Origin of the sequence: Coprococcus sp. RTP21281st1_F1_RTP21281_210402 (assembly GCF_040915325.1) — a bacterium.
In the GTDB taxonomy this organism is placed as follows: Bacteria; Bacillota; Clostridia; order Lachnospirales; family Lachnospiraceae; genus Coprococcus; species Coprococcus aceti.
Genome location: NZ_JBCPDQ010000008.1, coordinates 43758 through 66409, shown reverse-complemented (window position 1 = coordinate 66409; position 22652 = coordinate 43758). Strand labels below are relative to the sequence as shown.

Genomic DNA, 22652 nt, shown 5'->3' with positions numbered 1-22652 from the left:
AAGATAAAGAGTTCAAGAAAAAGAAGTCAACAACATGGGAAAGAAACCAGCGCAAATGGGGCTGGGCATTCATCCTCCCAACAATGATAGGAATCATCGTACTTAACTTATGGCCTATAGTACAGACAATATATCAGTCATTCTGTAAGGTTGGATCATTCGGAGATTCATCATTTGCAGGATTTGCAAATTACAAGAAGATGTTTGCTGACCCTGAGGTATGGCAGTCACTTCTCAATACATTCAAGTATGCGATCATTGAGGTTCCATTCTCAATCGCCATCGCACTTATACTTGCGGTATTCCTGAATCGTAAGATGCACGGAAGAACAATATACAGAGCAATATTCTTCCTGCCAATGGTAGTTGCACCTGCAGCTGTAGCCATGGTATGGAGATGGTTATACAATTCACAGTTCGGTCTGTTAAACCACATCCTCGGTACAAAGATCGAGTGGATATCCAATCCAAAGATCGCATGGATCTCAGTTGCAATCATCGGTGTATGGTCGATCATTGGTTACAACATGGTTCTGTTCCTTGCAGGACTTCAGGAGATACCTAAGGATTACTACGAGGCAGCGGATATTGACGGAGCATCAGGAGTAAGAGCATTCTTCAAGATCACTCTTCCACTTCTCTCCCCTACAGTATTCTTCGTACTCGTAACAAGAGTAATCGGAGCACTTCAGGTATTCGACCTTGTATACATGGTAATGGATATTTCCAATCCGGCTCTCAAGAAGACAGAGTCCATCGTATATCTGTTCTACCAGTACTCATTCCAGAATGGTAACAAGGGTTATGGATCAGCAATAGTAGTTCTTCTTCTCGCAGTCATCATGGTACTTACAGTATTCCAGATGATCGGTCAGAAGAAGTGGGTTCATTATAACTAGGAAGGGGGAATCGATATGACAAGAGGCGTACAGTTTAAGAGAAGAATGCAGAGATTATTGATTCACCTCATTCTGATCATATTCTCAATCATTATGATAGTGCCATTTGTATGGATGACACTCACAGCATTTAAGACAGTAACAGAGGCAACTTCGGTAAGTCCATTCGTAATATTCCCATCACAGTGGCGTACAGACGCGTTCACTACTGTTTGGAATAATATGAACTTCCTTGTTCTCTACAAGAACACATTACTGCTCATATTCTTTAGAGTTGTGTGTGCATGTCTCACAGCAACACTCGCAGGATATGCATTTGCAAGACTTAAGTTCAAGGGCAGAGACTTTATGTTCTCCCTGATACTTTTCCAGATGATGATTCCTTCACAGATATTCATCATCCCACAGTTCCTGATGATCAGTAAGATGGGACTGACAAATACAATGTTCGCCCTGGTATTCCCAGGTATCGTAACAGCGTTTGGTACTTTCCTGCTCAAGCAGGCTTACATGGGACTTCCTGGAGATCTCGAGGAGGCAGCGAGACTTGACGGATGTAACATTCCAAAGACATTCGTGTTCGTTATGGCTCCACTTGCAAGATCATCTATGGTTGCCCTCGGAATATTCACAGCAGTGTTCGCATTCAAGGATCTGATGTGGCCACTGGTTGTAAACAGCAGTGCAAACAAGATGCCGCTCTCAGCAGCTCTTGCAACAATGCAGGGACAGTATCAGTCCAACTATCCACAGCTGATGGCTGCATCTCTTATATCATGTATACCAATGATCGTTATATACCTGATATTCCAGAAGCAGTTCGTAGAAGGTATTGCAACATCAGGTGGAAAGCTCTAAAGAAAGTTAAAGAAGATATTATATATGACCACAGGGTGACGTCGGTTACTGACGCCACCCTTGTGAAATATATCGTAAATACGAAGTATTTACGATGCTGCAGACGCCGCGCGAAGCGCCTCTCATGCGTCTGTTTCAAAATATATCGTAAATACGAAGTATTTACGATGCCGTGGACGCCGCGCGGAGCGCCTCTCATGCGTCCACTCCAAAATATATCGTAAATACGAAACAAAAGGAGGACGTCTATGAAAAAGCCGATAATCACGGAAGAAGAAAAACAGAAGATCAAAGAGATGGACTCCATACGCAAAAAAATAGGATATATCTGGGATTATTACAAGCTTTGGATAATCGGTGCGGTCGTTCTCGTGGGACTTGTAGTGTATTTCACTGTTGTGTTTGCAACGAGGGAGGACAAGCCGATACTGGATGTTGTCCTTGTGAACAACTACGATGATGTTTCAGAGGACTGCAGGCTGACACAGGGGTTTGTGTCGTATGTAGGGGAAGAAAATCTCCCGGGAAGGGTTACATTTGACAACAATGCATTTTTTAATCTGGCAAATAACTCAGATTATAAGAACAGTTACTATATGAAGGTGCTGGCATACCTTGAGGCGGACACTGCTCAGGCAGTCTTGTGCCAGTATGACAATCTCATAGGTCTGGCGAAGAGCGGCAGACTTGCAGACCTGTCGGATGAGAAGGTCGGCGATATATATGATAAGTATAAGGATAGGATAATTTATTACGAGGATGAAGAGGGGAAGAAGATACCTGTCGGAATAGATGTATCTGAAGGATACAAGGCGGCAGGACTTACTGAGTACACAGATGGCAAGGCATATATTGGATTGTCAGCATATGCGGCGGATTATGGATATGTGGAGAAATTTGTGGACTACATGGTGGAACTTGGAATACAATCCGGCGGAGCCGGTTGTAGATAAATTATGAGGAAAGATCAGTCAAATGAAATTTGGCTGTAGAGAAACTGGAGATCACGAAAAGGAGGACTTGGGCATGGCAATATTGATAAATGAAGAGAAAAAGCTTTTCACATTGAATACCAAAAATACTACATATCAGATGAAGGTGATCGACTATGGGTATCTGGCTCATCTGTATTATGGCAAGAAAATGGACGGGGATATGTCATATGTCATAACTCATTACGATAGAGGATTCTCAGGCAATCCTTATGAAGCACAGGAGCACAGAGAATTCTCTCTGGACAACATTCCACTGGAATATAGCTGCTACGGCAACGGAGATTTCAGGACTCCGGCATTCAACATAAAGGACATAGAGGGAATACATGGATGTGATCTCAGATATGTTTCATATGAGGTGATGGACAGTAAGTATAGTCTCAAGGGACTTCCTGCTGCTTACACAAATGACGGCGAGAAGGGTGAGACCCTTAAGATCGTTCTTCAGGATCCTCAGGTGGGAGTGGAGGTTGATCTTCTGTATGGAATTATAGAGGATAAGGATCTGATCACAAGATCAGCTATAGTCAGAAATATAAGCGATGCGGATATATTTGTGGCAAAGGCATCAAGTATGAGCCTGGATTTTGTGACAGGTGATTATGATCTCATCCACTTCCACGGAAGACATGCTATGGAGCGCATGTATGAGAGAGAAGCTATAAATCATGGTGTGAAGAAGATCGGAAGCACAAGGGGTACATCAAGCCATCAGCACAGCCCATTTGTGGTTATAGCAGGCAAGGATGCGAATGAGGATGCAGGTGACTGCTATGGAATCTCATTTCTCTACAGCGGAAGCTTCAACTGTGAGGTTGAGAAGGATCAGACAGATCAGGTGAGACTCAATATGGGTGTTCAGGATGAGATGTTTGAGTATGTGCTCTATCCTGAGAGCGAGTTTGTGGCACCTGAGGTAGTTATGGTTTATTCACCTGATGGATTTGCTGACATGTCACATAAGATGCATGACGTTGTGAGATACAATATCTGCCGCGGTGAGTACAAGACAAAGAGGAGACCTATTCTCATCAACAGTTGGGAGGCAGTATACTTCGATTTCAATGGTGATGATATAGTTAATATAGCAAAGCAGGCTTCAGAGCTCGGCGTTGAGATGCTGGTTCTGGATGATGGCTGGTTCGGTGTGAGAAATGACGACAAGTCAGGTCTCGGCGACTGGTTTGTAAATGAGGATAAGATGGGCGGCCCTATGGCTGATGTTGTCAAGAGGGTTAAGGATCTCGGCATGAAGTTCGGTATCTGGATCGAGCCTGAGATGGTATCCGAGAAGAGCGAGCTGTTCAAGGAGCATCCGGATTATGCATTTGTGATCCCTGGAAGAAAGCCTGTCATGGGAAGAAGCCAGCTCAATCTGGATTTCTCAAGAAAAGAGGTCGTAAACTGCATATTTGACCAGATGACAGCAGTGCTGGACAAGATAGATGTTGATTATATAAAGATGGATATGAACAGAAGCATCTTAAATGTATACTCCATGACTGAGGGAATCCAGAACAATGGAACTATCCTCTACAAGTATGTACTCGGTGTATATGACTTTATGGAGAGGCTTCAGGCGAGATATCCAAAGATGTTCATCGAGGGCTGCAGCGGTGGCGGCGGAAGATTTGATGCCGGAATGATGTATTACACACCACAGATCTGGTGCAGTGATGATACAGATGCCATCTGCAGACTTGACATACAGTATGGAACTTCATTTGGCTATCCTATATCGGTGGTTGGTTCACACGTATCAGCGGTTCCAAATCATCAGACAGGCAGGACAACTCCATTCAATACAAGAGCCGTTGTTGCCATGGCAGGAAGCTTTGGCTACGAGCTTGATCTGAACAAGGTCAGCGATGAGGAGAAGGAAGAGGTAAAGGCTCAGGTAGAAAACTACAAGAAGTACTGGGATCTTCTTCATAATGGACTTTACTACAGACTGACGGATGCGGACAAGAGCAAAGGTGTAGCTGCATGGTCATTTGTCGCAAGGGACAAGTCAGAGACCCTTGTCAATATCGTGACGGTGGAGAGCTTCTGCAATGCCCCTGTACCTTTTGTCAGAGTAAAGGGACTTGATGTGGATGCCACATATGTTGACGAGGAGACCGGCGCAGAGTACAGCGGACAGGGACTTGACCAGATAGGACTTCCTGTACCACTCAAGTTCGGCGAGTACAATGCTTACCAGATCCATCTGGTTAGAAAGTAAAATTGCATAAGTGATATTGTGTTATTTATACATAATTATTAATTATATTGTATTAAATTACAGCTTCATGATAATATGAGGCTGTAATTTTTTGTGCTTATATATTCGGCATAAATGTGCTGAATATGTATGGGAGAAAAAGGGAGGTTACATATGAAATTGAAGGGGATAATGGCTGCGGCTGTAACTGTAGCCATGGTGTCGTCGTGCATTCATATACCGATGACGACTGCACAGGCACAGACTTTACTGTCAAATATGACAGCGTATGCCGTACAGATGAATGAAGCTGAGATATCAGCAGCTACAGAGGATATTTCAGAGCTTGAGGGTGACTATGGGGTTGTGAACATAGTTAATGGCAAGGAGAGTAAAATATCATTTGTCACGGATGAGACAGGATATTATGAGATAATATTGCAGGGAAGCCAGTCACGGCTGATGCTTCAGGAGACCTTGTATAACAGTAAGAGTAAGCGCCTTGCTACAGGTAAAAAGGATGGCAGTGGATGCTGCAGGCTGGTATACAAGTGCACTGCGGGGGAGAAATACATTCTTGGGTCTAAGTATGCCCGTTCTTATACAGTTTCCGAAAGTGCAAATATAAGCGTGAGAAAGCTTCCGGATGTGGCGGCAATAAAAATGGTGCCGGATAATACAACGATACTGGAGGGAACACCAGACTCCATAACATCGGCGTACGCAACGGTAACCTATTCCGGTGGAAAGGTGCGCAGTTCAGGTATCAGCGGCTCAGACTGTAAGATAGATGGAGTTACATACAGTCTGTGGGTGAAGGATTCCAAGGGAAGTTATTATTATGAGGGCGATGAAGGGGATATGGTATCGTATGCGGATGCGGAAAAACTTCCGGCCGGTACGTATACTGTTCAGCTTACAGATAAAATGGATAGTGAGCCGAACCAGTCGACCAAGATATACGATTCGTACACTGCAAAGGTGCAGACTCCTGCTGAATATTTTGTAGGAAAAAGGAATATCAGTGAGACGGATACCTACGCATATGATACCAGGGTGGACGGTTACGAGTATTACAGATTTATACCATCTGCAACTGCTGACTTTGTGTTTGAAGTAGATAAATCATCAACTGCATTTATAGATGTATATGATTCGGACATGGCGGTGGTTGAGACCGATAATGACAGGTATTCATTTGTCAAGGGAAAGACCTATTATGTCAGACTTTCAGGAACAACGGATGATGACAATGAAACATTGAATGAGGTCAGGCTCAAGGCAAAGAAGTATGCGGCACCTTCAGGGGTGACATTGAAGCTGGCAAAGAGCGAATGGGCAGCCGGAACGCCGATAAGCTTCATGAATGGTGCGAGCAGTACAATAAAGTATAATGATAAGTCCACGGAAAGCATAGATCTGACCGGTGGAAGTGGATACAGTAATGGAAACAGATATACAGTATATTATTCGTCATCTGATAATAACTGGAAAGAGTACGAATATGAAAAAGGTGTAACTCTTTCAGAGGGCGAGTACAAAGTAGCTGTGGGATATAATGCGGCTGAGAAAGATCAGGAGCTGCTCGGCACGGCAGTGCTTAAGGTAGTGTCCATAGACAAGCTGAGCGCAGGACAGCTCTCCGAAGGTGACAACAATGTGAGTGTCGGAACGGATGAGTATGACAAGGCCTATTACAGTTTTGTCATGCCATTTGACGGAAGTGTGGTAATAGAAAGCGACAGTCCTTATTGTGTATATGAGTCCGGTGATGAGGGCCCGGTAGAGGTTACAGGAAAACTTACTGGAGACAGCACTTATTACGTAGGCCTGTATAATGAGTTATCTACTTCCGAGACAAATGTGAGACTCAGTTTTATTCCAAAAGTGACAGACATGATTGCTGTTCCCGAGAACACAGATTTTATCAGAATGGGCAGCTATGATAAGGATATCAGCAGTTATGTAGATGGCACCAGAGTAAAGATCTCGTATGCTGACGGAAAAACAGAGGAGCTGGTGTTTGACGATTCGGACAGTGTGGAAACCTCCAGAGGAGACGAGGTACGTGCTGAGATAGTTACAGATATGGAAAATGAGTGCCCTGTCGGAGCGGCACAGATTAGGATATACACACTGTATAGTGAGGACTCTTATGCATATGACATAGAGATAAAGGATATAGAGGATGTTGCTGCCGGAAGTCTTGCGGAGGGATCTAACCAGGTAAGTCTGTCGGAGAATGGCAGTGCATATTATACGTTTATGCCTTCGACATCCGCTAGGTATACATTTGCCCCAGTGGGCGGTATGGAGATCTACAGCAAAATTGACGCTGATGATGAGACAATGTATGATCTGAAGAAACTTAGTGTATCGGATGGCGAGGCTGCACTTGAGAGCGGCAATACATACTATATCTGTCTCGATGGCGGAGTAGAGGACAAGTGGGGAGATACGCAGACCAGTTGGAGCATGAATGTGACAAGGGGAGAAACTTTGTCAAATTCAAAGATCAGTTCATGGAAGCTGAGAGATAACAGAACCTATGAATTCCTTCCAGATATGAAATTATCAGGTATCAAAAACCTTCTGGATAGAGAGACTCTCCAGTTTGTATATGATGATGGCAGTGTAAAAGAGGCCAGTGTCGGTGACAGCGAGGATAATGAGCTGATCACGAGTACATGGTACAGATATAACGAGAAAACTGGAAAGTATGTCGAGATCGCAGGCTTTGGCAGCAGGGTTGATACTGGCAGATACATGGTTGAACTTGCAATCGCTGGTGCGGATGGCATGGATACGGTTGAGATACCATTTGCAGTGAAGACTGCACAGAGCATGAGCCTTGGAACATGGAACAGCTCAAAGACGCTTGATATTTCAGGCGACAGATATGTGCATATATATAAGGTAAGTGCCCAGGCGGGTTCGTATGTGGTATCCGCAGATGAGAAGATCGATGGCATCAGGATTTTGGATGCAAATGGAATAGAGATAACGACTAACAACGTGGCTTATTCATCTGATGGATTTGGCAGTGCGGGATTTGACACAGCAGGCGGGGATCTGTATGTATGTGTGTATCCGGGAAAAAATGTAAATAAATGCGGCGTGACAATGAAGGAGATCGTCAAGGCTGTAAGCGTAAGCACAACCGTTTCTAAGACTGAATATCTGAGGGAATTTGATGAGCTTAAGGGTAGCATAAAAACCGTTGTCACATATTCTGATGGAAGCACCAGAACATTTGATGCGGATGACGATGATACAAGCTATACGATCACGAAAAACGGCAGGGTGAGCAGCTATTTAAGCATCGACACGATAACAGAACAGACCGGATCATATGAGATAATACCTTACATATGGGGAATGGCTGACGATTGTGAAGTTCAGGGAGCATCATTTGATGTCGTGGATCTGAATGTGGATGAGCTGGAGTACCTGATATCAGGTGAGCCTGCGGTGCTTTCAGGTGTTGAGAACACTGGGGATGTAAAGCTGTACAGATTTGATATTGCGTCAGATGGAGTGGTATCCCTTCAGAGACAGGGCTTTGAGCTTAAGGGTATATATACCATTGAGGATGATGGCAGCTTTTCAGATACATATAGCAGTGGAGATGCTTTCTCTCTGAAAAAGGGAAGCTATATTATAGCACTCTATGCGAGAGAGAAAGATGATCAGATAACATTTACATATCACGATTCGTATGTGACAGGTAATGGAAAAATAACACCGGGTCAGAAGACAACAGCGGATATAAGCTATGACGGAGAGGGCATCGAGTATGAATTTATCCCAACGGAGACCGGAGAGTACAGATTTACGGTGGACTGCGGAGATAATACAGTATACACCAGAATCTATGCTGATGGGGTTCTGGAAAAGACATACTCACGGAACGGCGGACAACTCATTATAGACAGGACATTTGAGGCGAACCGCAGTTATACATTCAGGATCAGCCTTGCGTCGCAGCAGACAGGAAGCGTGACGATCACTCCTGAGAAGGTGGAGGCAGAGGTAGAGAACGAGTACGATATCTCCGCTGTGAGCATATCAGGATGCAAGGTGAAGAAGACAGAGGACGGATACAGTGTAACCGGAGATATAGAGATAACATATGCAAATAATGAGAGCCAGAAGACACCATTTGTCAGCGGAAGATGGACTGATGCATATGGAAATATCATTCAGGGAATCATGTCTGTTGTGGAAAATGACACATACACAGATGTGACCCTGGATCTCAGATATAAGAATACGGGTTCATCAGAGTGGATATATGCTGAGTCAAAGACCCAGAAGTTTGGGGCTGGAGATGACGGGGGATGGATCATAACCAAGACTCCGACATGTACTGAGAACGGAGAGAAGACAAGGTACATTGAGGATGAGGATATATATGAGACCGAGGTGATCCCTGCTACAGGACACAGCTTCACAAAGTATGAGTCAGATGGAAATGCCACATGTTCGCAGAAGGGAACCAAGACGGCAAAGTGTGACAATAACTGCGGAGAAAAGGATACTATCATAGACGATGAGACCACAGTTCCTCACGATTATCAGACGGTGTGGACGGTTAAGAAAAAGGCATCACAGACCCGTGACGGATATAAGGTGCATTTGTGCAAAAACTGCAAGTCAGCCAGCAAGGAAACTCAGAGTATATACAGGATAAAGAGTATCAGGCTTGCATACAGCGCTGTTGAGTATGATGGTACAGCTAAGAAGCCTGCGGTAGAGGTAAAAGACTCAAAGGGCAGAAAGGTTGCCGCAGGAAATTACAGCGTTTCATATTCAAATAACAAGAATATCGGCAAGGCCAAAGTTGTCATCAAATTCAAGGGTGACTATGAAGGGGAGAAGACACTCACATTTGACATCAAGATGGGTGTGAGAAAAGTTGAGTCCATTGACAACACAGCAAATGGAATAAAGTTGAGCTGGAAGAAGTATAAAGCGGCATCGGGATATGTTGTTTACAGAGGAGTAAATGGAAAAGCATATACGATAGCAGGTGTTGTTCAGAATCCGGATACAACATCGTTCGTGGACGTCACAGCTAAAAATGTGGGTGTAAAGTATACATATAAGATAAGAACTTATAAGACATTTGGCGATGTGACATACAATTCGGCATTTGGCGGCGAGAAGACAGGAAGTTATGTACCTGCCGTGAAGCTGAAGAAATTCACAAGTGCATCGGCCGGAACAGCCAAGGTTACATATAATAAGGCAGCCAAGGCCACCGGATATCAGATACAGTATGCAGACAATGCATCGTTTAAATCTGCAAAGACGGCCAATGTAAACGGAGGTTCAGTTACAAGTAAGACCATCAAACGACTTACTAAGGGCAAGAGATATTATGTCAGAGTACGAAGCTTTAAGAAGATTGATGGTAAGGTTTACTATTCCGCATGGAGTGGAAAGAAATCGGTTGTAATAAAGAAGAGATAATATCAAAAGAAATAGAAGAATCCGCCATGGATACAACATGTATCCGTGGCGGATTGTTTTTTTATTCTGTGTGTTCATCATCATAACGCCTTTTATTACATAATAGCGAAAGAAAACAGGTAATAAAGTGTAAAATTTGAGGTAATGTGATGTTTTTAGTTGGACATGGCAGATATAAAATGCTACCATGATTCTATGGGAACATTATTGTTCCAGAGCAGCAAAAGGGATGAGCAGAATAAGGAGAGAAAGATGGACGAGAATAACGTAAATGGATTTAATGATATGGACGACGATGAGGACGAGGGAACTACTGTCCTCACGACTCCGGGAGTGAGCGCATTTTCTCCGGTGCAGAACAGTGCACAAGGGCAGCCGAACCCGGGTCAGCCACAGCAGAATCAGCAGCCGGGTGGATTTGGACAGCCGATGGGCGGACAGTATGGAGGATTTGGACAGCCACAGTATGGTCAGCCGCAGTACGGTCAGGGTCAGCAGTTTGGTGGAAATGTCCAGTCGACAGGTGGACAGTATGGAGGATTTGGACAGCCACAGTATGGTCAGCCGCAGTACGGTCAGGGTCAGCAGTTTGGTGGAAATGTCCAGTCGACAGGTGGACAGTATGGAGGATTTGGGCAGCCACAGTATGGTCAGCCACAGTACAGCCAGCAGCCGGGCATGACTCCGGGTGTCATGGAGCCGGGTAAAAAGGTGAACAAGAAGCTTATAGCAATAATAGGCGGAATCGCAGCGGCAGTCCTGATCGCGATAATAGTCGTTGTTCTGATCCTGGCGGGTGGTTCCGGTGAGAGAAGTGCCAAGAAGGTCGGAGACAAGCTGGTGACAGCCTATGAAAAAGGCGATGCCGATGCCATGGTTGATCTGATGGACAAGGAATATTACAAGCTGTATAACAGGATAAGAAGCTATACAGGCAGTGATGACTATGTCAAGGATACATTCAACGAGCAGGTCAGCGACATGGTAGATGAGGTAGGCAAGGTCAAGAGCATCAAGGTCGAGGACAGATCAGAGAAGGAATATGACGAGGATAAGCTTAAGGATGTAAATGATACATTTGACATGCTGGATGTCGACATGACGGTTGACAAGTGCTACGAGGTGGATCTTGATGTCAAGATAAAAGGATCTACTGACGAATCAGATGGCGAGATCATATACACAGTTATAAAGACTGGCGGTAAGTGGTATCTTGTAGACTATGATCTCTACGTATATTAGAAAATAAATCTCATGGATTGAGGATTGATTTCTCAGTTCATGAGATTTTTGTATATATTAGATAAATACGAACGTGTTTTGTAGTAAATATGCATAAAAACAAATTGTATTTGTATATGCATGGTGATAATATAAAAAAACGTAAGAAATTGTTATATGTATCTTAATAATGGAGCTGGTGGATATATCGTATACAGAAAGGCTGGAAAGGGAAAGTACAGCAAGCTGGCCAATATAAACAAAAACACAATACTGAGCTATACAGATAAGTCAGCTAAAAATGGAACGGTATACACATATAAGATTGTTGCGTGCAAGACGGCAGGCAAGACAAGTTACAATGCGGCTGACAGCAATCAGAAAACCATTATGAGAATCACTTCGTCAAAGGTTACCAAGACCACGAACAAGGCAGGAAAGAAGATGACTGTTAAGTGGTCGGTAAATTCCAAGGTAGGAGGATATCAGATACAGTATTCTGTAAAGAGCAATTTTGCCAAGGCAAAGACTGTAAAAGTGACCGGAGCTAAAAAGTCAAATGTCACAATAGCAAAATTGGCTAAGAAGAAATATTATGTGAGAGTCAGAAGCTTCAAGAAGGTAGGAAAAACAACTTACTATTCTGCATGGAGCACAACAAAGAATGTGGTTATAAAGAAGTAGAATAGTAAATTATTTGCGCATATTGCGATTGACAAACCACAAATACTTGCTATACTAATGAATGGATAGGTTCAGAAATGGCTTATACAGGCGGTTTTCTGGATCATATAAGTTAAAAACGATGACAGAGACAGTACGGAGTCTGCGAGATCAGCAGCGAGCCGGGGGCGGTGCGAGCCCGGTGACAGTAGAGACTTTCGGAATATCACTCTGGAGTTGCAGACCAAAAGAGATTTGCTCAAGTAGGCTCTGACGTATTTCCTGCGTTAAGGGGAGCGCATATGTTAGTATGTAAGTAATAGGTGGTATAACGAACTCAAAGCCCTTCGTCCTGATTACGACGAAGGGCTTTTTTATATTTATCACAGAAAGGAAAGACGACATGTACGACAAGGTTTCGACTAAACTGGAATTCGTGAACAGAGAGCAGAAGGTATTGGACTTCTGGAAAGAAAATCAGGTATTTGAGAAGAGTGTTGAAGAGACAAAGGATCTGCCAACATACACATTCTATGATGGCCCTCCAACAGCAAATGGTAAGCCACATATCGGACACGTTCTCACACGTGTAATCAAGGATATGATCCCTAGATATCAGACAATGAAGGGACATAACGTAGTCAGAAAGGCCGGATGGGATACACACGGTCTGCCTGTTGAGCTCGAGGTTGAGAAGCTCTTGGGAATCGACGGCAAGGAGCAGATAGAGGAGTATGGACTGGAGCCATTTATCCAGAAATGTAAGGAGTCCGTATGGAAATATAAAGGCATGTGGGAAGAGTTCTCAGGCAAGGTTGGTTTCTGGGCTGATATGGACAACCCATATGTAACATACCATGATGACTTCATCGAGTCAGAGTGGTGGGCGCTGAAGAAGATCTGGGATCAGGGACTTCTGTACAAGGGCTTCAAGATCGTGCCTTACTGCCCAAGATGTGGTACACCTCTTTCAAGCCATGAGGTTGCACAGGGATACAAGACAGTCAAGGAGCGTTCAGCAGTAGTAAGATTCAAGGTTATCGGAGAGGACGCATATTTCCTCGCATGGACAACAACACCTTGGACACTTCCTTCAAACGTAGCACTCTGTGTAAATCCAGATGAGACATACGTGAAGGTTAAGGCAGCAGACGGCTACACATATTATCTTGCACAGGCGCTTGCAGACAAGGTTCTCGGCGGTCTTGCAAAGGAAGCAGCAGACGATCAGGCAGCAGTTCCTGCATACGAGGTTCTTGAGACATATGTTGGTAAGGATCTTGAGTACAAGGAGTATGAGCCACTCTATGAGTGCGTAAAGCCTGTATGTGAGAAGCAGCACAAGAAGGGCCACTTCATTACATGTGACACTTATGTAACTATGACAGATGGTACAGGTATTGTTCATATCGCACCAGCATTTGGTGAGGACGATGCAAATGTCGGAAGAAACTACGATCTTCCATTTGTACAGTTTGTAGATGGCAAGGGTGACCTCACTGAGGAGACTCCATTTGCCGGAATGTTCGTAAAGGATGCAGACCCTGAGGTACTCAAGGATCTGGACGCAAGGGGACTTCTCTTCGATGCGCCTAAGTTCGAGCATGAGTATCCACACTGCTGGAGATGTGACACACCACTTATCTACTACGCAAGAGATACATGGTTCATCAAGATGACAGCAGTCAGAGACAAGCTGGTTAAGAATAATGACACTGTAAACTGGATCCCGGAGAGCATCGGTAAGGGACGTTTTGGCGACTGGCTGAAGAATGTTCAGGACTGGGGACTTTCAAGAAATCGTTACTGGGGTACTCCGCTGAACATCTGGGAGTGTGAGTGCGGCTGCAGACATGCCATCGGATCAAAGGAAGAGCTCCGCTCAATGAGTGACAACTGCCCTGAGGACATCGAGCTTCACCGTCCGTTCATCGACGCTGTAACTATCAAGTGTCCTGAGTGTGGCAAGCAGATGCACAGAGTCACAGAGGTTATCGACTGCTGGTTCGATTCAGGATCAATGCCATTTGCACAGTGGCACTATCCATTTGAGAATCAGGATATATTTGAGAAGCACTTCCCTGCTGATTTCATCAGTGAGGCTGTTGACCAGACAAGAGGATGGTTCTACTCACTTATGGCGATCTCAACGCTGCTGTTCGACAAGGCTCCGTTTAAGAACGTAATCGTTCTCGGACATGTCCAGGATAAGGACGGACAGAAGATGAGTAAGTCCAAGGGAAATGCTGTAGATCCTATGGATGCTCTGAACAAGTACGGTGCAGATGCCATCAGATGGTATTTCTACAGCAATTCAGCACCATGGCTTCCTAACAGATTCCATGAGGATGCAGTTGTTGAGTGTCAGAGAAAGTTCATGGGTACACTGTGGAACACATATGCGTTCTATGTACTCTATGCAAATATAGACAACTTCAATCCACTTGAGCATGAGCTTGAGTATGATAAATTGTCACTTATGGATAAGTGGCTTCTGTCCAAGCTGAACTCAACAGTCAAGGCAGTTGACGCAAATCTTGGCGCATACAAGATCCCTGAGACAACAAGAGTTCTCGAGGAGTTCGTGGATGACATGAGTAACTGGTATGTCCGCCGTGGTCGTGAGAGATACTGGGCAAAGGGCATGGAGCAGGACAAGGTAAATGCTTACATGACACTTTACACAGCGCTCGTTACGATCGCACAGACAGTAGCTCCTATGCTCCCATTCATGGCAGAGGATATTTACCAGAATCTGGTTAGAAATATAGACAAGGATGCACCTCTCTCAGTTCATCTGTGCTCATTCCCTGAGGTGGATGAGAAGATGATAGATCCAGAGCTCGAGGTAGCTATGGACGAGATCCTGAAGATCGTAGTTCTGGGACGTGCAGCAAGAAATACAGCAAATATCAAGAACAGACAGCCAATCGGCAAGATGTATGTCAAGGCTGACAAGAAGCTTTTCGGTGAGGAGAAGGCAATCATCGAGGATGAGCTGAACGTGAAGAATGTTGAGTTCGATGATGATGTAAGCGCTTACACAACATACAGCTTCAAGCCACAGCTCCGTACAGTCGGACCTAAGTACGGCAAGCACCTTGGCAAGATCAAGGAGCATCTGTCAGCACTGGATGGCAACGCGGCCATGGCAGAGCTCAAGGCAGAGGGCGCTCTGAAGTTTGAGGCAGACGGAGAGGAGATCGTACTCACTGAGGCTGATCTTCTGATCGACATGGCTCAGATGGACGGTTTCGTATCCGAGGCAGACGGCGGTGTGACAGTAGTCATCGACACAAACCTGTCAGAGGAGCTTCTTGAGGAAGGATTTGTCCGTGAGATAGTATCCAAGGTTCAGACTATGAGAAAAGAGGCTGGATTCGAGGTTATGGACAAGATCACTGTATACGCAGACGGAAGCCAGAAGGCAAATGACATCATCGCAGCAAATGCGGATGCCATCATCGGCGACGTTATGGCAACCGAGATCATCACCGGCTCAGTTGATGGATACACCAAGGAGTGGAACATCAATGGCGAGAAGGTAACTCTTGGCGTGAAGAAGAACGACTAAGGGATATAATATTAGGGTTTAAAACAGGCATTTTGGAAAAAATTATCCCTGATCAAGAGAATACGGCCCGAAAGGTACAAATCTTAAAGATTTTGTATCTTTCGGGCTATTTTTATGTGATTTAGGATAATTTTGTACTTTCTTTAAATATATTTGGATATTAGGGGATGATGGTGGAATTACGATTTATTAAGTTTGTGTATGTGTGGTGTTGGGAGTATATTATTGTATGAATAAATCGTACAAATGGTTGCCGTCAATATGTATATTGGCCAGTCAGAAAAACAAAGGAGAAAAAAGATGATAGCAATTTTCATTGCGCCTTTTTACATAGCGTTAAATATATATTTGTTCTGGAGAATAAAGGGCTGGGTACAGGCATATTTCCCGAAACTCAAAGGCAAGAAGGGCTGGATAGTCCCGATAGTGCTATACGCATTTCTGGCGTCTGCGCTGGTGATCGCATTCTTCCTGCCACAGGGAAGGTTCAGACGTGGCATGAAGCTGGTGGGAAATTACTGGCTGGGTGTTCTGCTTTATATGATATTCTTCATAGTGATAGCCGAGCTTGGAAGATTCCTTCTGCTTCATGTATTCAGAGTGAGCAAAGATAAGATATGCGTGCCGAGGGTTCGCAGGATAGTGGGCTGTGTGTGCGCAACACTCATCATGTGTATATCCTTCTGGGGAGTGGTAAATGCGAGACTTGTGCGGGTGACGCCTTATGATGTGACCATCAATAAGGAAGCACAGGATGAGAATGGTCAGAAGATGGATTCCATGAAGATAGTGCTGGTTGCAGATCTTCATCTTGGATACAACATAGGTGTCAGGCAGGTTCAAAGAATAGTGAATTCCATAAATAAGCAGGACGCAGATCTGGTGCTGATAGCGGGTGATATATTTGACAACGAATGGGAAGCCGTTGACCAGCCGGAGGAGCTTGAGAAAATACTCCGGGGGATCAAATCAAAGTATGGAGTGTATGCCTGCTATGGCAACCACGATATACAGGAGCAGGTGCTTGCCGGATTTACATTTGGCGGACAGAAGGAGAAGACCAGCAGCCCGGAGATGGACGAGTTTATGGAGAAGGCGGGAATCACACTTCTTCGCGACGAGGGAGTGCTGATAAACGATTCCATATACATCTATGGCCGCCGCGATGCCCATAGACCGGGAAATGGAGTTACAGAAAGAGCATCCGCGGACGAGATCACGGAAAATATGGACAAATCAAAACCTATCATAGTCCTTGATCATGAGCCAAAGGAGCTGGAGGAGCTGTCGTCGGCAGGTGTGGATATGGATCTGTGTGGACACACCCATGACGGACAAATGTTCCCAGGCAACATCCTTGTGGCGATGATGTGGGAAAATTCCTGCGGTTACCTGAATGTTGACGGCATGCACAACATAGTGACATCCGGAGTCGGTGTGTTTGGCCCTGATATGCGGGTTGGAACCAAGGCGGAGATATGTCCGATAACGGTGAATTTTAAATGACCACCACACCGCATAATATTTCGCCAACCGCTCGCATAACTTAATTAATAAAGGAAAATAACCATAACACCACAATACTCTGGACTTTACGGCAAAAATAAAGTAAATTTACGGGTATATAAACTGATTCGGGACAAAAAATGAGGGGAGTGCCGGGTCGGATGGTATGGATAACCTGGAAAGAGGAGGCGGTTGTATGGAAAAGTTAAATGAGATCGTGTCGGCGGTGGACGGATTTGTCTGGGGACCGGTCATGCTGGTGCTTCTGGTTGGAACGGGAATATTTCTGACGATCAGAACAGGGTTTCTTCCCTGGAGGAATCTCGGCTATGCGCTGAAGAGTACACTTAGCAAGGAGGCAAGGACAAAGAGCAGAGGAACCGGAGACGTGTCACCATTTTCGGCACTGACCACCGCGCTTGCTGCAACCATAGGAACGGGAAATATCGTTGGTGTTGCAACGGCCATGGTATCGGGAGGTCCGGGGGCACTGGTGTGGATGTGGATATCCGCAGCATTTGGTCTGACATCCAAGTTCTCAGAGTGTATGCTTGCTATCAAGTATCGTGAGGTGAATGCCAAGGGCGAGATGAGCGGCGGTCCTATGTACACTATGAAGAAGGCATTCAAGCATAAGAAGTTTGGTGCAGTGCTGGGCTGGCTGTTCGCACTCTTTGCAGTCATCGCCTCATTTGGAATAGGAAATATGACACAGGCCAATTCCATATCTGAATCTCTTAGCAGCACATTCAGCGTGCCTACATATGTGACAGGAATTATACTTACGGTTTTTGCCCTTCTTATAATAGTTGGAGGAATCAAGACTATATCTAAGGTGTCATCAGTTGTTGTTCCTTTGATGGCGATATTCTATGTTGTAGCCGGACTTATTGTAATAATCGTCAATATCCAGAATCTTCCGGCAGGAGTTGCCATGATATTCAAGATGGCATTCTCAGTCAAGGCAGTCGGTGGCGGTCTGTGTGGTACGATCACAGCAGCTATGATGAATGCCATGAGATTCGGTGTTGCCAGAGGAGTATTCTCAAATGAGGCTGGAATGGGCTCTGCGGCCATCACGGCGGCAGCTGCCACAACAGACAATCCTGTCCGTCAGGGTTACATCAATATGACAGGTACATTCTGGGATACCATAGTAGTCTGTACCATCACAGGTCTCTGTATTGCATCATCGGGTGTGCTTGGTATTACTGAGAACAGTACAAAGGGCAGCTATCAGGTGAGCGGAACGGCGGTTACTGTGGAGGCTGTTGATTCTGATAACAAGACTACCACGACGGATTATACATATGAATTCACAGATGACCAGCTCATTCTGACAGATACATCCAATTCGTCAAATACCCTGACGCTTTCAGTTCTTCCATCCGACGAACTCAACAAGGATGAGAATACAAAGCTTGCAAGTGAGCTTGCGGTGGAGGAGAGTCAGGCAGCCATAGGAAGTCTTACCGGTACATGGACTGATGCAGCCGGAAACCATTATACATTTGCTGAGGATGGAACATTTGCCTGCTCAACTGTTATAAAAGGTGCAGCTCTCACGATACTGTCATTTGGCTCTGCACTTGGCAAGGTGGGAGGCTGGCTCGTAACTATAGGAATTGTGCTCTTCGCATTCTCCACGATCCTTGGATGGGAGTATCACGGAGAGAAGGCGTTCGAGTACCTGTTCAAGTCGCACAAGTACAATATGATATACAGGATAGTGTTCTCGCTCGTTGTATACGTAGGCGCGACGATATCACTGGATCTTGTATGGAACTTCTCAGATATAGCGAATGCGCTCATGGCGATTCCGAACCTTATCTGCCTGCTGGCATTAAGCGGAGAGATTGCAAAGGATATAAAGGAATTCCAGGCGGTTATCAAGGCAGAGAAAGCATCAAAGTAGAATATTAAGTCCGGGGACGGAGGGGTCAGAAACCTCCGTCCTCTTTTTTTATACTCTCTTAACCTAACTTTATACTTACTTTATTTTTTGTCCAAATTATGTTCATAAGTGATGGTTATTATATACAATATATGGGGACGGAGGTGCCTGACCCCTCCGTCCCCATGAGTAGATTAGAATACCATTACAGAGAGGTTGACATATATGAGCAGAGTAGTAGGAATAGACCTAGGAACAACAAACAGCTGTGTGGCAGTGCTTGAGGGCGATCAGCCAACTGTCATACCGAATTCGGAGGGCGGCAGGACCACACCTTCCATAGTAGCCATCACAAAGAATGGAGAGAGACTGGTGGGTGAGGCTGCCAGGAGACAGATGACTGTGAATGTGGACAGAACTATCACATCCATCAAGAGAGCGATGGGAACAACATACAGAAAGAGGATAGACGGCAAGGACTATTCGCCGCAGGAGATATCCGCCATCATACTTGCAAAGCTGAAGAGCGATGCTGAGAGTTATCTGGGCGGACCGGTATCTGATGCAGTCATAACAGTCCCGGCTTACTTTGACGACAGCCAGAGACAGGCCACAAAGGACGCCGGAAGAATAGCGGGACTGAATGTGCTTCGAATCATAAATGAGCCTACATCGGCGGCTCTCGCCTATGGTCTTGACAATGGACAGGCGCAGAAGATACTTGTATACGATCTGGGCGGAGGAACATTTGACGTGTCTGTTATAGAGATAGGGGACAGCGTAATAGAGGTTCTTGCCACCGCGGGAGACAATCATCTGGGCGGAGATGATTTTGATGAGAGATTGCTGGATCACGTCATCAAGACCTTTAAAAAGGAGACAAAGGTCAATCTGGCGAAGGATATCACGGCATCCCAGAGAGTGAGGGAAGCCTGTGAGAATGCCAAGAAGGAGCTCTCATTTGCGCAGACTGCACACATCAATCTGCCATTTATATCGACAGTGAAGAATCAGCCGGTGCATCTAGACATGACGATAACAAGGGAACAGTTCAACGAGCTAACCTATGATCTGGTGGAGAGAACGGCGGGACCTGTAAACCAGGCATTATCCGATGCGGGCATAACGAGAAATCAGATAGACAAAGTGCTGCTGGTGGGTGGCTCCACCCGTATACCGGCGGTTGTGGATAAGGTTCGTGCCATAACCGGCAGGGAGCCATCCAAGAATATGAACCCGGACGAGTGCGTTGCCATGGGTGCGGCGGTCCAGGGAAGCAAGCTCAGCGGCGAGCTCACCGTGTCGAACAAGGTGAATGACATTCTCCTCATGGATGTGACACCTCTTTCGCTGTCCATTGAGACCCTTGGAGGCGTGGCAAATGTCATCATTCCGAGAAATTCAGCCATTCCGACCAGGGCATCAAAGATATTTACCACGGCGGGCAATTTCCAAAGGGATGTCGAGATCAAGGTATACCAGGGCGAGAGGCATTTCACAAGGGACAACAAGCTGCTAGGCAACTTCAGACTCAGTGGTATCAAGAGAGCCATGGCGGGCGTTCCTCAGATCGAGGTCACATTTGACATGGATGCAAATGGTATCCTCAAGGTTTCAGCTAAGGATCTTGGCAGGGGTGTGGAACAGCAGATAGTGATCACATCCAGCACCAACCTTTCGGAGGAGGAGATCCGCAGAGCAAGGGAGGATGCGAAGAAGTACGAGGATGACGTGGCTGGAGCCAAGGAGTTCAAAGACATTATGAACGAGGCCGAGTCGTATGTATATAAGGTAGAGAATCTTCTTGAGACCAGGGGCGCACAGCTCGACAAGAAGGAGATGAAACGGATCAAGAGCGACTGCGAGTATCTGAAGAAGCTTGTGACACGAACTGACATGAATCATGTAGATGACGTGGAGATGGGCAGGATGAAGGAAGCCTACAGACAGCTCCAGGAATCTGCAGAGAAGCTGGAGACAATGTAAGAATTTGCGAGGAGAATGGTGAATTATGAAAGACAAATTTATAAGATTTATGAGATCCAGGTATGGCAATGATCAGTTGTCATCATTCCTTACCTGGGGCGGATTGATTTTTATGGTGTTGGATGCATTTATCAAGACAGGGATATTTTATTTCCTTGGACTTTTCATGTTCGCTTATGGATATGTCAGGATCATGTCCAAGAACTATGACAAGCGCGCGGCTCAGAACAGATGGTTTATGGAGCACACCGCAGGCGTGAGAAATATATTCAAGCGTGCGAAGAAACAGAAGGAAGCCGGCAAGGAATACAAGATATTTGTCTGCAGCAAATGCCAGCAGATGATCAGAGTTCCAAGGGGAAAGGGCAAGATAGAGATCAGATGCCCTAAGTGCGGCAACAGATTTGTGAAGAAGTCTTAGTAACAGCGCAGACGGATAAAGTCTTATGTTGGAATATAGTGTGGAGATTGAGAGATGTTTGGATATATAGTGGTGAACCAGCCTGAGCTTAAGATGAAAGAATATGATGAATACCGTAAGTATTATTGCGGCCTGTGCAAATCGCTGAAGGACAGATATGGTGCCAGAGGACAGATAAGTCTCAGCTATGATATGACATTTCTGGTCCTTCTTCTGACGGGACTGTACGAACCGGAGAAGCACTCGGGCAGCAGAAGATGTATCGCACACCCGACATCGAAGCATACTTATGTACAGAACGAGTACACAGATTATGTTGCTGATATGAACGTGATCCTTACCTATTATAAATGTATAGATGACTGGGATGATGAGCATATGCTTACCCGAAAGCTGTATGCGGATGTACTGCTCGCAGGACAAAATGGCAGGAGGCTCAAGGAAGATTATCAACAGAAGATCCAGGTTATTGCGGAGAACCTCAAGGCGATAAGTGAGCTTGAGGAGGTGGGATCCGATGACATGGATGCATTGTCAGGGCATTTCGGCAATATAATGGCAGAGATATGTGCCCCGAAACATGATGAGTGGGAATCATATCTCCGCACCATAGGCTATTATCTGGGCAAATTTGTCTACATAATGGACGCGTATGACGATATAGAGAAGGATATAGGTGCTGGAAATTACAATCCATTCGTGTGCAGGCTTGCGCATGAGCTGGGTGTTGAGGTACAATCAGTGGGGGCAGATAAAACCATAGAACAGGACAAATGGCAGGAGCTTGCAGAGTGGACGAAGGATGTTCTGATGATGATGGTGGCACCACTTGCAAAAGAGTATGAGATGCTTCCTATTATTGAAAATGTAGGTATACTCAGGAACATAATATACTCAGGAATATGGGAAGCATATTATTCGACTACAAATAGAAGATGCGGCGATGAGGAATAAATT

At 45.2% G+C, this 22652-nt stretch carries 13 protein-coding genes; all 13 read left to right on the top strand.

Going from position 1 to position 22652, the window contains the following annotated elements:
• Positions 1-899: carbohydrate ABC transporter permease (locus AB5150_RS11840; protein ID WP_368291913.1), on the top strand; the 899-nt coding region annotated here is incomplete at its 5' end.
• 15 nt (positions 900-914) lie between these two features.
• Positions 915-1757 carry a carbohydrate ABC transporter permease gene (locus AB5150_RS11835; RefSeq protein ID WP_161171437.1) on the top strand — a complete coding sequence of 281 codons (843 nt, stop codon included), beginning with the start codon at positions 915-917 and terminating at the stop codon, positions 1755-1757.
• Positions 1758-2005: 248 nt separating this feature from the next.
• Positions 2006-2710: a hypothetical protein gene (locus AB5150_RS11830; protein WP_015534458.1), complete on the top strand. Its 705-nt coding sequence runs from the start codon at positions 2006-2008 to the stop codon at positions 2708-2710.
• Positions 2711-2783: 73 nt separating this feature from the next.
• Positions 2784-4976, top strand: a complete 2193-nt coding sequence (locus tag AB5150_RS11825; RefSeq protein WP_161171436.1) for an alpha-galactosidase — start codon at positions 2784-2786, stop codon at positions 4974-4976.
• A gap of 153 nt (positions 4977-5129) precedes the next feature.
• A complete protein-coding gene (locus tag AB5150_RS11820; protein ID WP_368291912.1) occupies positions 5130-10430 on the top strand; it encodes a hypothetical protein in 5301 nt (1766 codons plus the stop codon).
• Positions 10431-10595: 165 nt separating this feature from the next.
• On the top strand, positions 10596-11672 hold the full coding sequence (locus AB5150_RS11815; RefSeq protein WP_368291911.1) for a hypothetical protein: 1077 nt from the start codon (positions 10596-10598) through the stop codon (positions 11670-11672).
• A 156-nt stretch (positions 11673-11828) separates the two neighbouring features.
• The gene (locus AB5150_RS11810; protein ID WP_055272037.1) at positions 11829-12335 is read left to right on the top strand and encodes a hypothetical protein; all 507 of its coding nucleotides are present in this window, start codon (positions 11829-11831) and stop codon (positions 12333-12335) included.
• 382 nt (positions 12336-12717) lie between these two features.
• The gene (gene ileS, locus AB5150_RS11805; RefSeq protein ID WP_004852635.1) at positions 12718-15888 is read left to right on the top strand and encodes an isoleucine--tRNA ligase; all 3171 of its coding nucleotides are present in this window, start codon (positions 12718-12720) and stop codon (positions 15886-15888) included.
• A 300-nt stretch (positions 15889-16188) separates the two neighbouring features.
• Positions 16189-17394 (top strand): metallophosphoesterase, encoded by a 1206-nt coding sequence (locus AB5150_RS11800; RefSeq protein ID WP_368291910.1) that lies wholly within the window; start codon positions 16189-16191, stop codon positions 17392-17394.
• A gap of 196 nt (positions 17395-17590) precedes the next feature.
• Entirely contained in the window at positions 17591-19309 is a 1719-nt protein-coding gene (locus tag AB5150_RS11795) for a sodium:alanine symporter family protein (protein WP_118649537.1), read from the top strand.
• Positions 19310-19513: 204 nt separating this feature from the next.
• Positions 19514-21274, top strand: coding sequence for a molecular chaperone DnaK (gene dnaK, locus AB5150_RS11790; protein WP_368291909.1), 1761 nt, complete (start codon positions 19514-19516; stop codon positions 21272-21274).
• Positions 21275-21299: 25 nt separating this feature from the next.
• Positions 21300-21695, top strand: a complete 396-nt coding sequence (locus AB5150_RS11785; RefSeq protein WP_055222351.1) for a hypothetical protein — start codon at positions 21300-21302, stop codon at positions 21693-21695.
• A 54-nt stretch (positions 21696-21749) separates the two neighbouring features.
• Entirely contained in the window at positions 21750-22649 is a 900-nt protein-coding gene (locus AB5150_RS11780) for a DUF5685 family protein (protein ID WP_118017018.1), read from the top strand.
• The last annotated feature ends 3 nt before the right edge of the window (positions 22650-22652 follow it).

Bases quoted from the DNA above. Each gene is read 5' to 3' on its own strand.
- AB5150_RS11830 (WP_015534458.1), top strand. From the start codon at position 2,006: ATGAAAAAGCCGATAATCACGGAAGAAGAAAAACAGAAGATCAAAGAG.
- ileS (WP_004852635.1), top strand. From the start codon at position 12,718: ATGTACGACAAGGTTTCGACTAAACTGGAATTCGTGAACAGAGAGCAG.
- AB5150_RS11780 (WP_118017018.1), top strand. From the start codon at position 21,750: ATGTTTGGATATATAGTGGTGAACCAGCCTGAGCTTAAGATGAAAGAA.
- AB5150_RS11815 (WP_368291911.1), top strand. From the start codon at position 10,596: ATGGCAGATATAAAATGCTACCATGATTCTATGGGAACATTATTGTTC.
- dnaK (WP_368291909.1), top strand. From the start codon at position 19,514: ATGAGCAGAGTAGTAGGAATAGACCTAGGAACAACAAACAGCTGTGTG.
- AB5150_RS11795 (WP_118649537.1), top strand. From the start codon at position 17,591: ATGGAAAAGTTAAATGAGATCGTGTCGGCGGTGGACGGATTTGTCTGG.
- AB5150_RS11835 (WP_161171437.1), top strand. From the start codon at position 915: ATGACAAGAGGCGTACAGTTTAAGAGAAGAATGCAGAGATTATTGATT.
- AB5150_RS11785 (WP_055222351.1), top strand. From the start codon at position 21,300: ATGAAAGACAAATTTATAAGATTTATGAGATCCAGGTATGGCAATGAT.
- AB5150_RS11820 (WP_368291912.1), top strand. From the start codon at position 5,130: ATGAAATTGAAGGGGATAATGGCTGCGGCTGTAACTGTAGCCATGGTG.
- AB5150_RS11825 (WP_161171436.1), top strand. From the start codon at position 2,784: ATGGCAATATTGATAAATGAAGAGAAAAAGCTTTTCACATTGAATACC.
- AB5150_RS11810 (WP_055272037.1), top strand. From the start codon at position 11,829: ATGTATCTTAATAATGGAGCTGGTGGATATATCGTATACAGAAAGGCT.
- AB5150_RS11800 (WP_368291910.1), top strand. From the start codon at position 16,189: ATGATAGCAATTTTCATTGCGCCTTTTTACATAGCGTTAAATATATAT.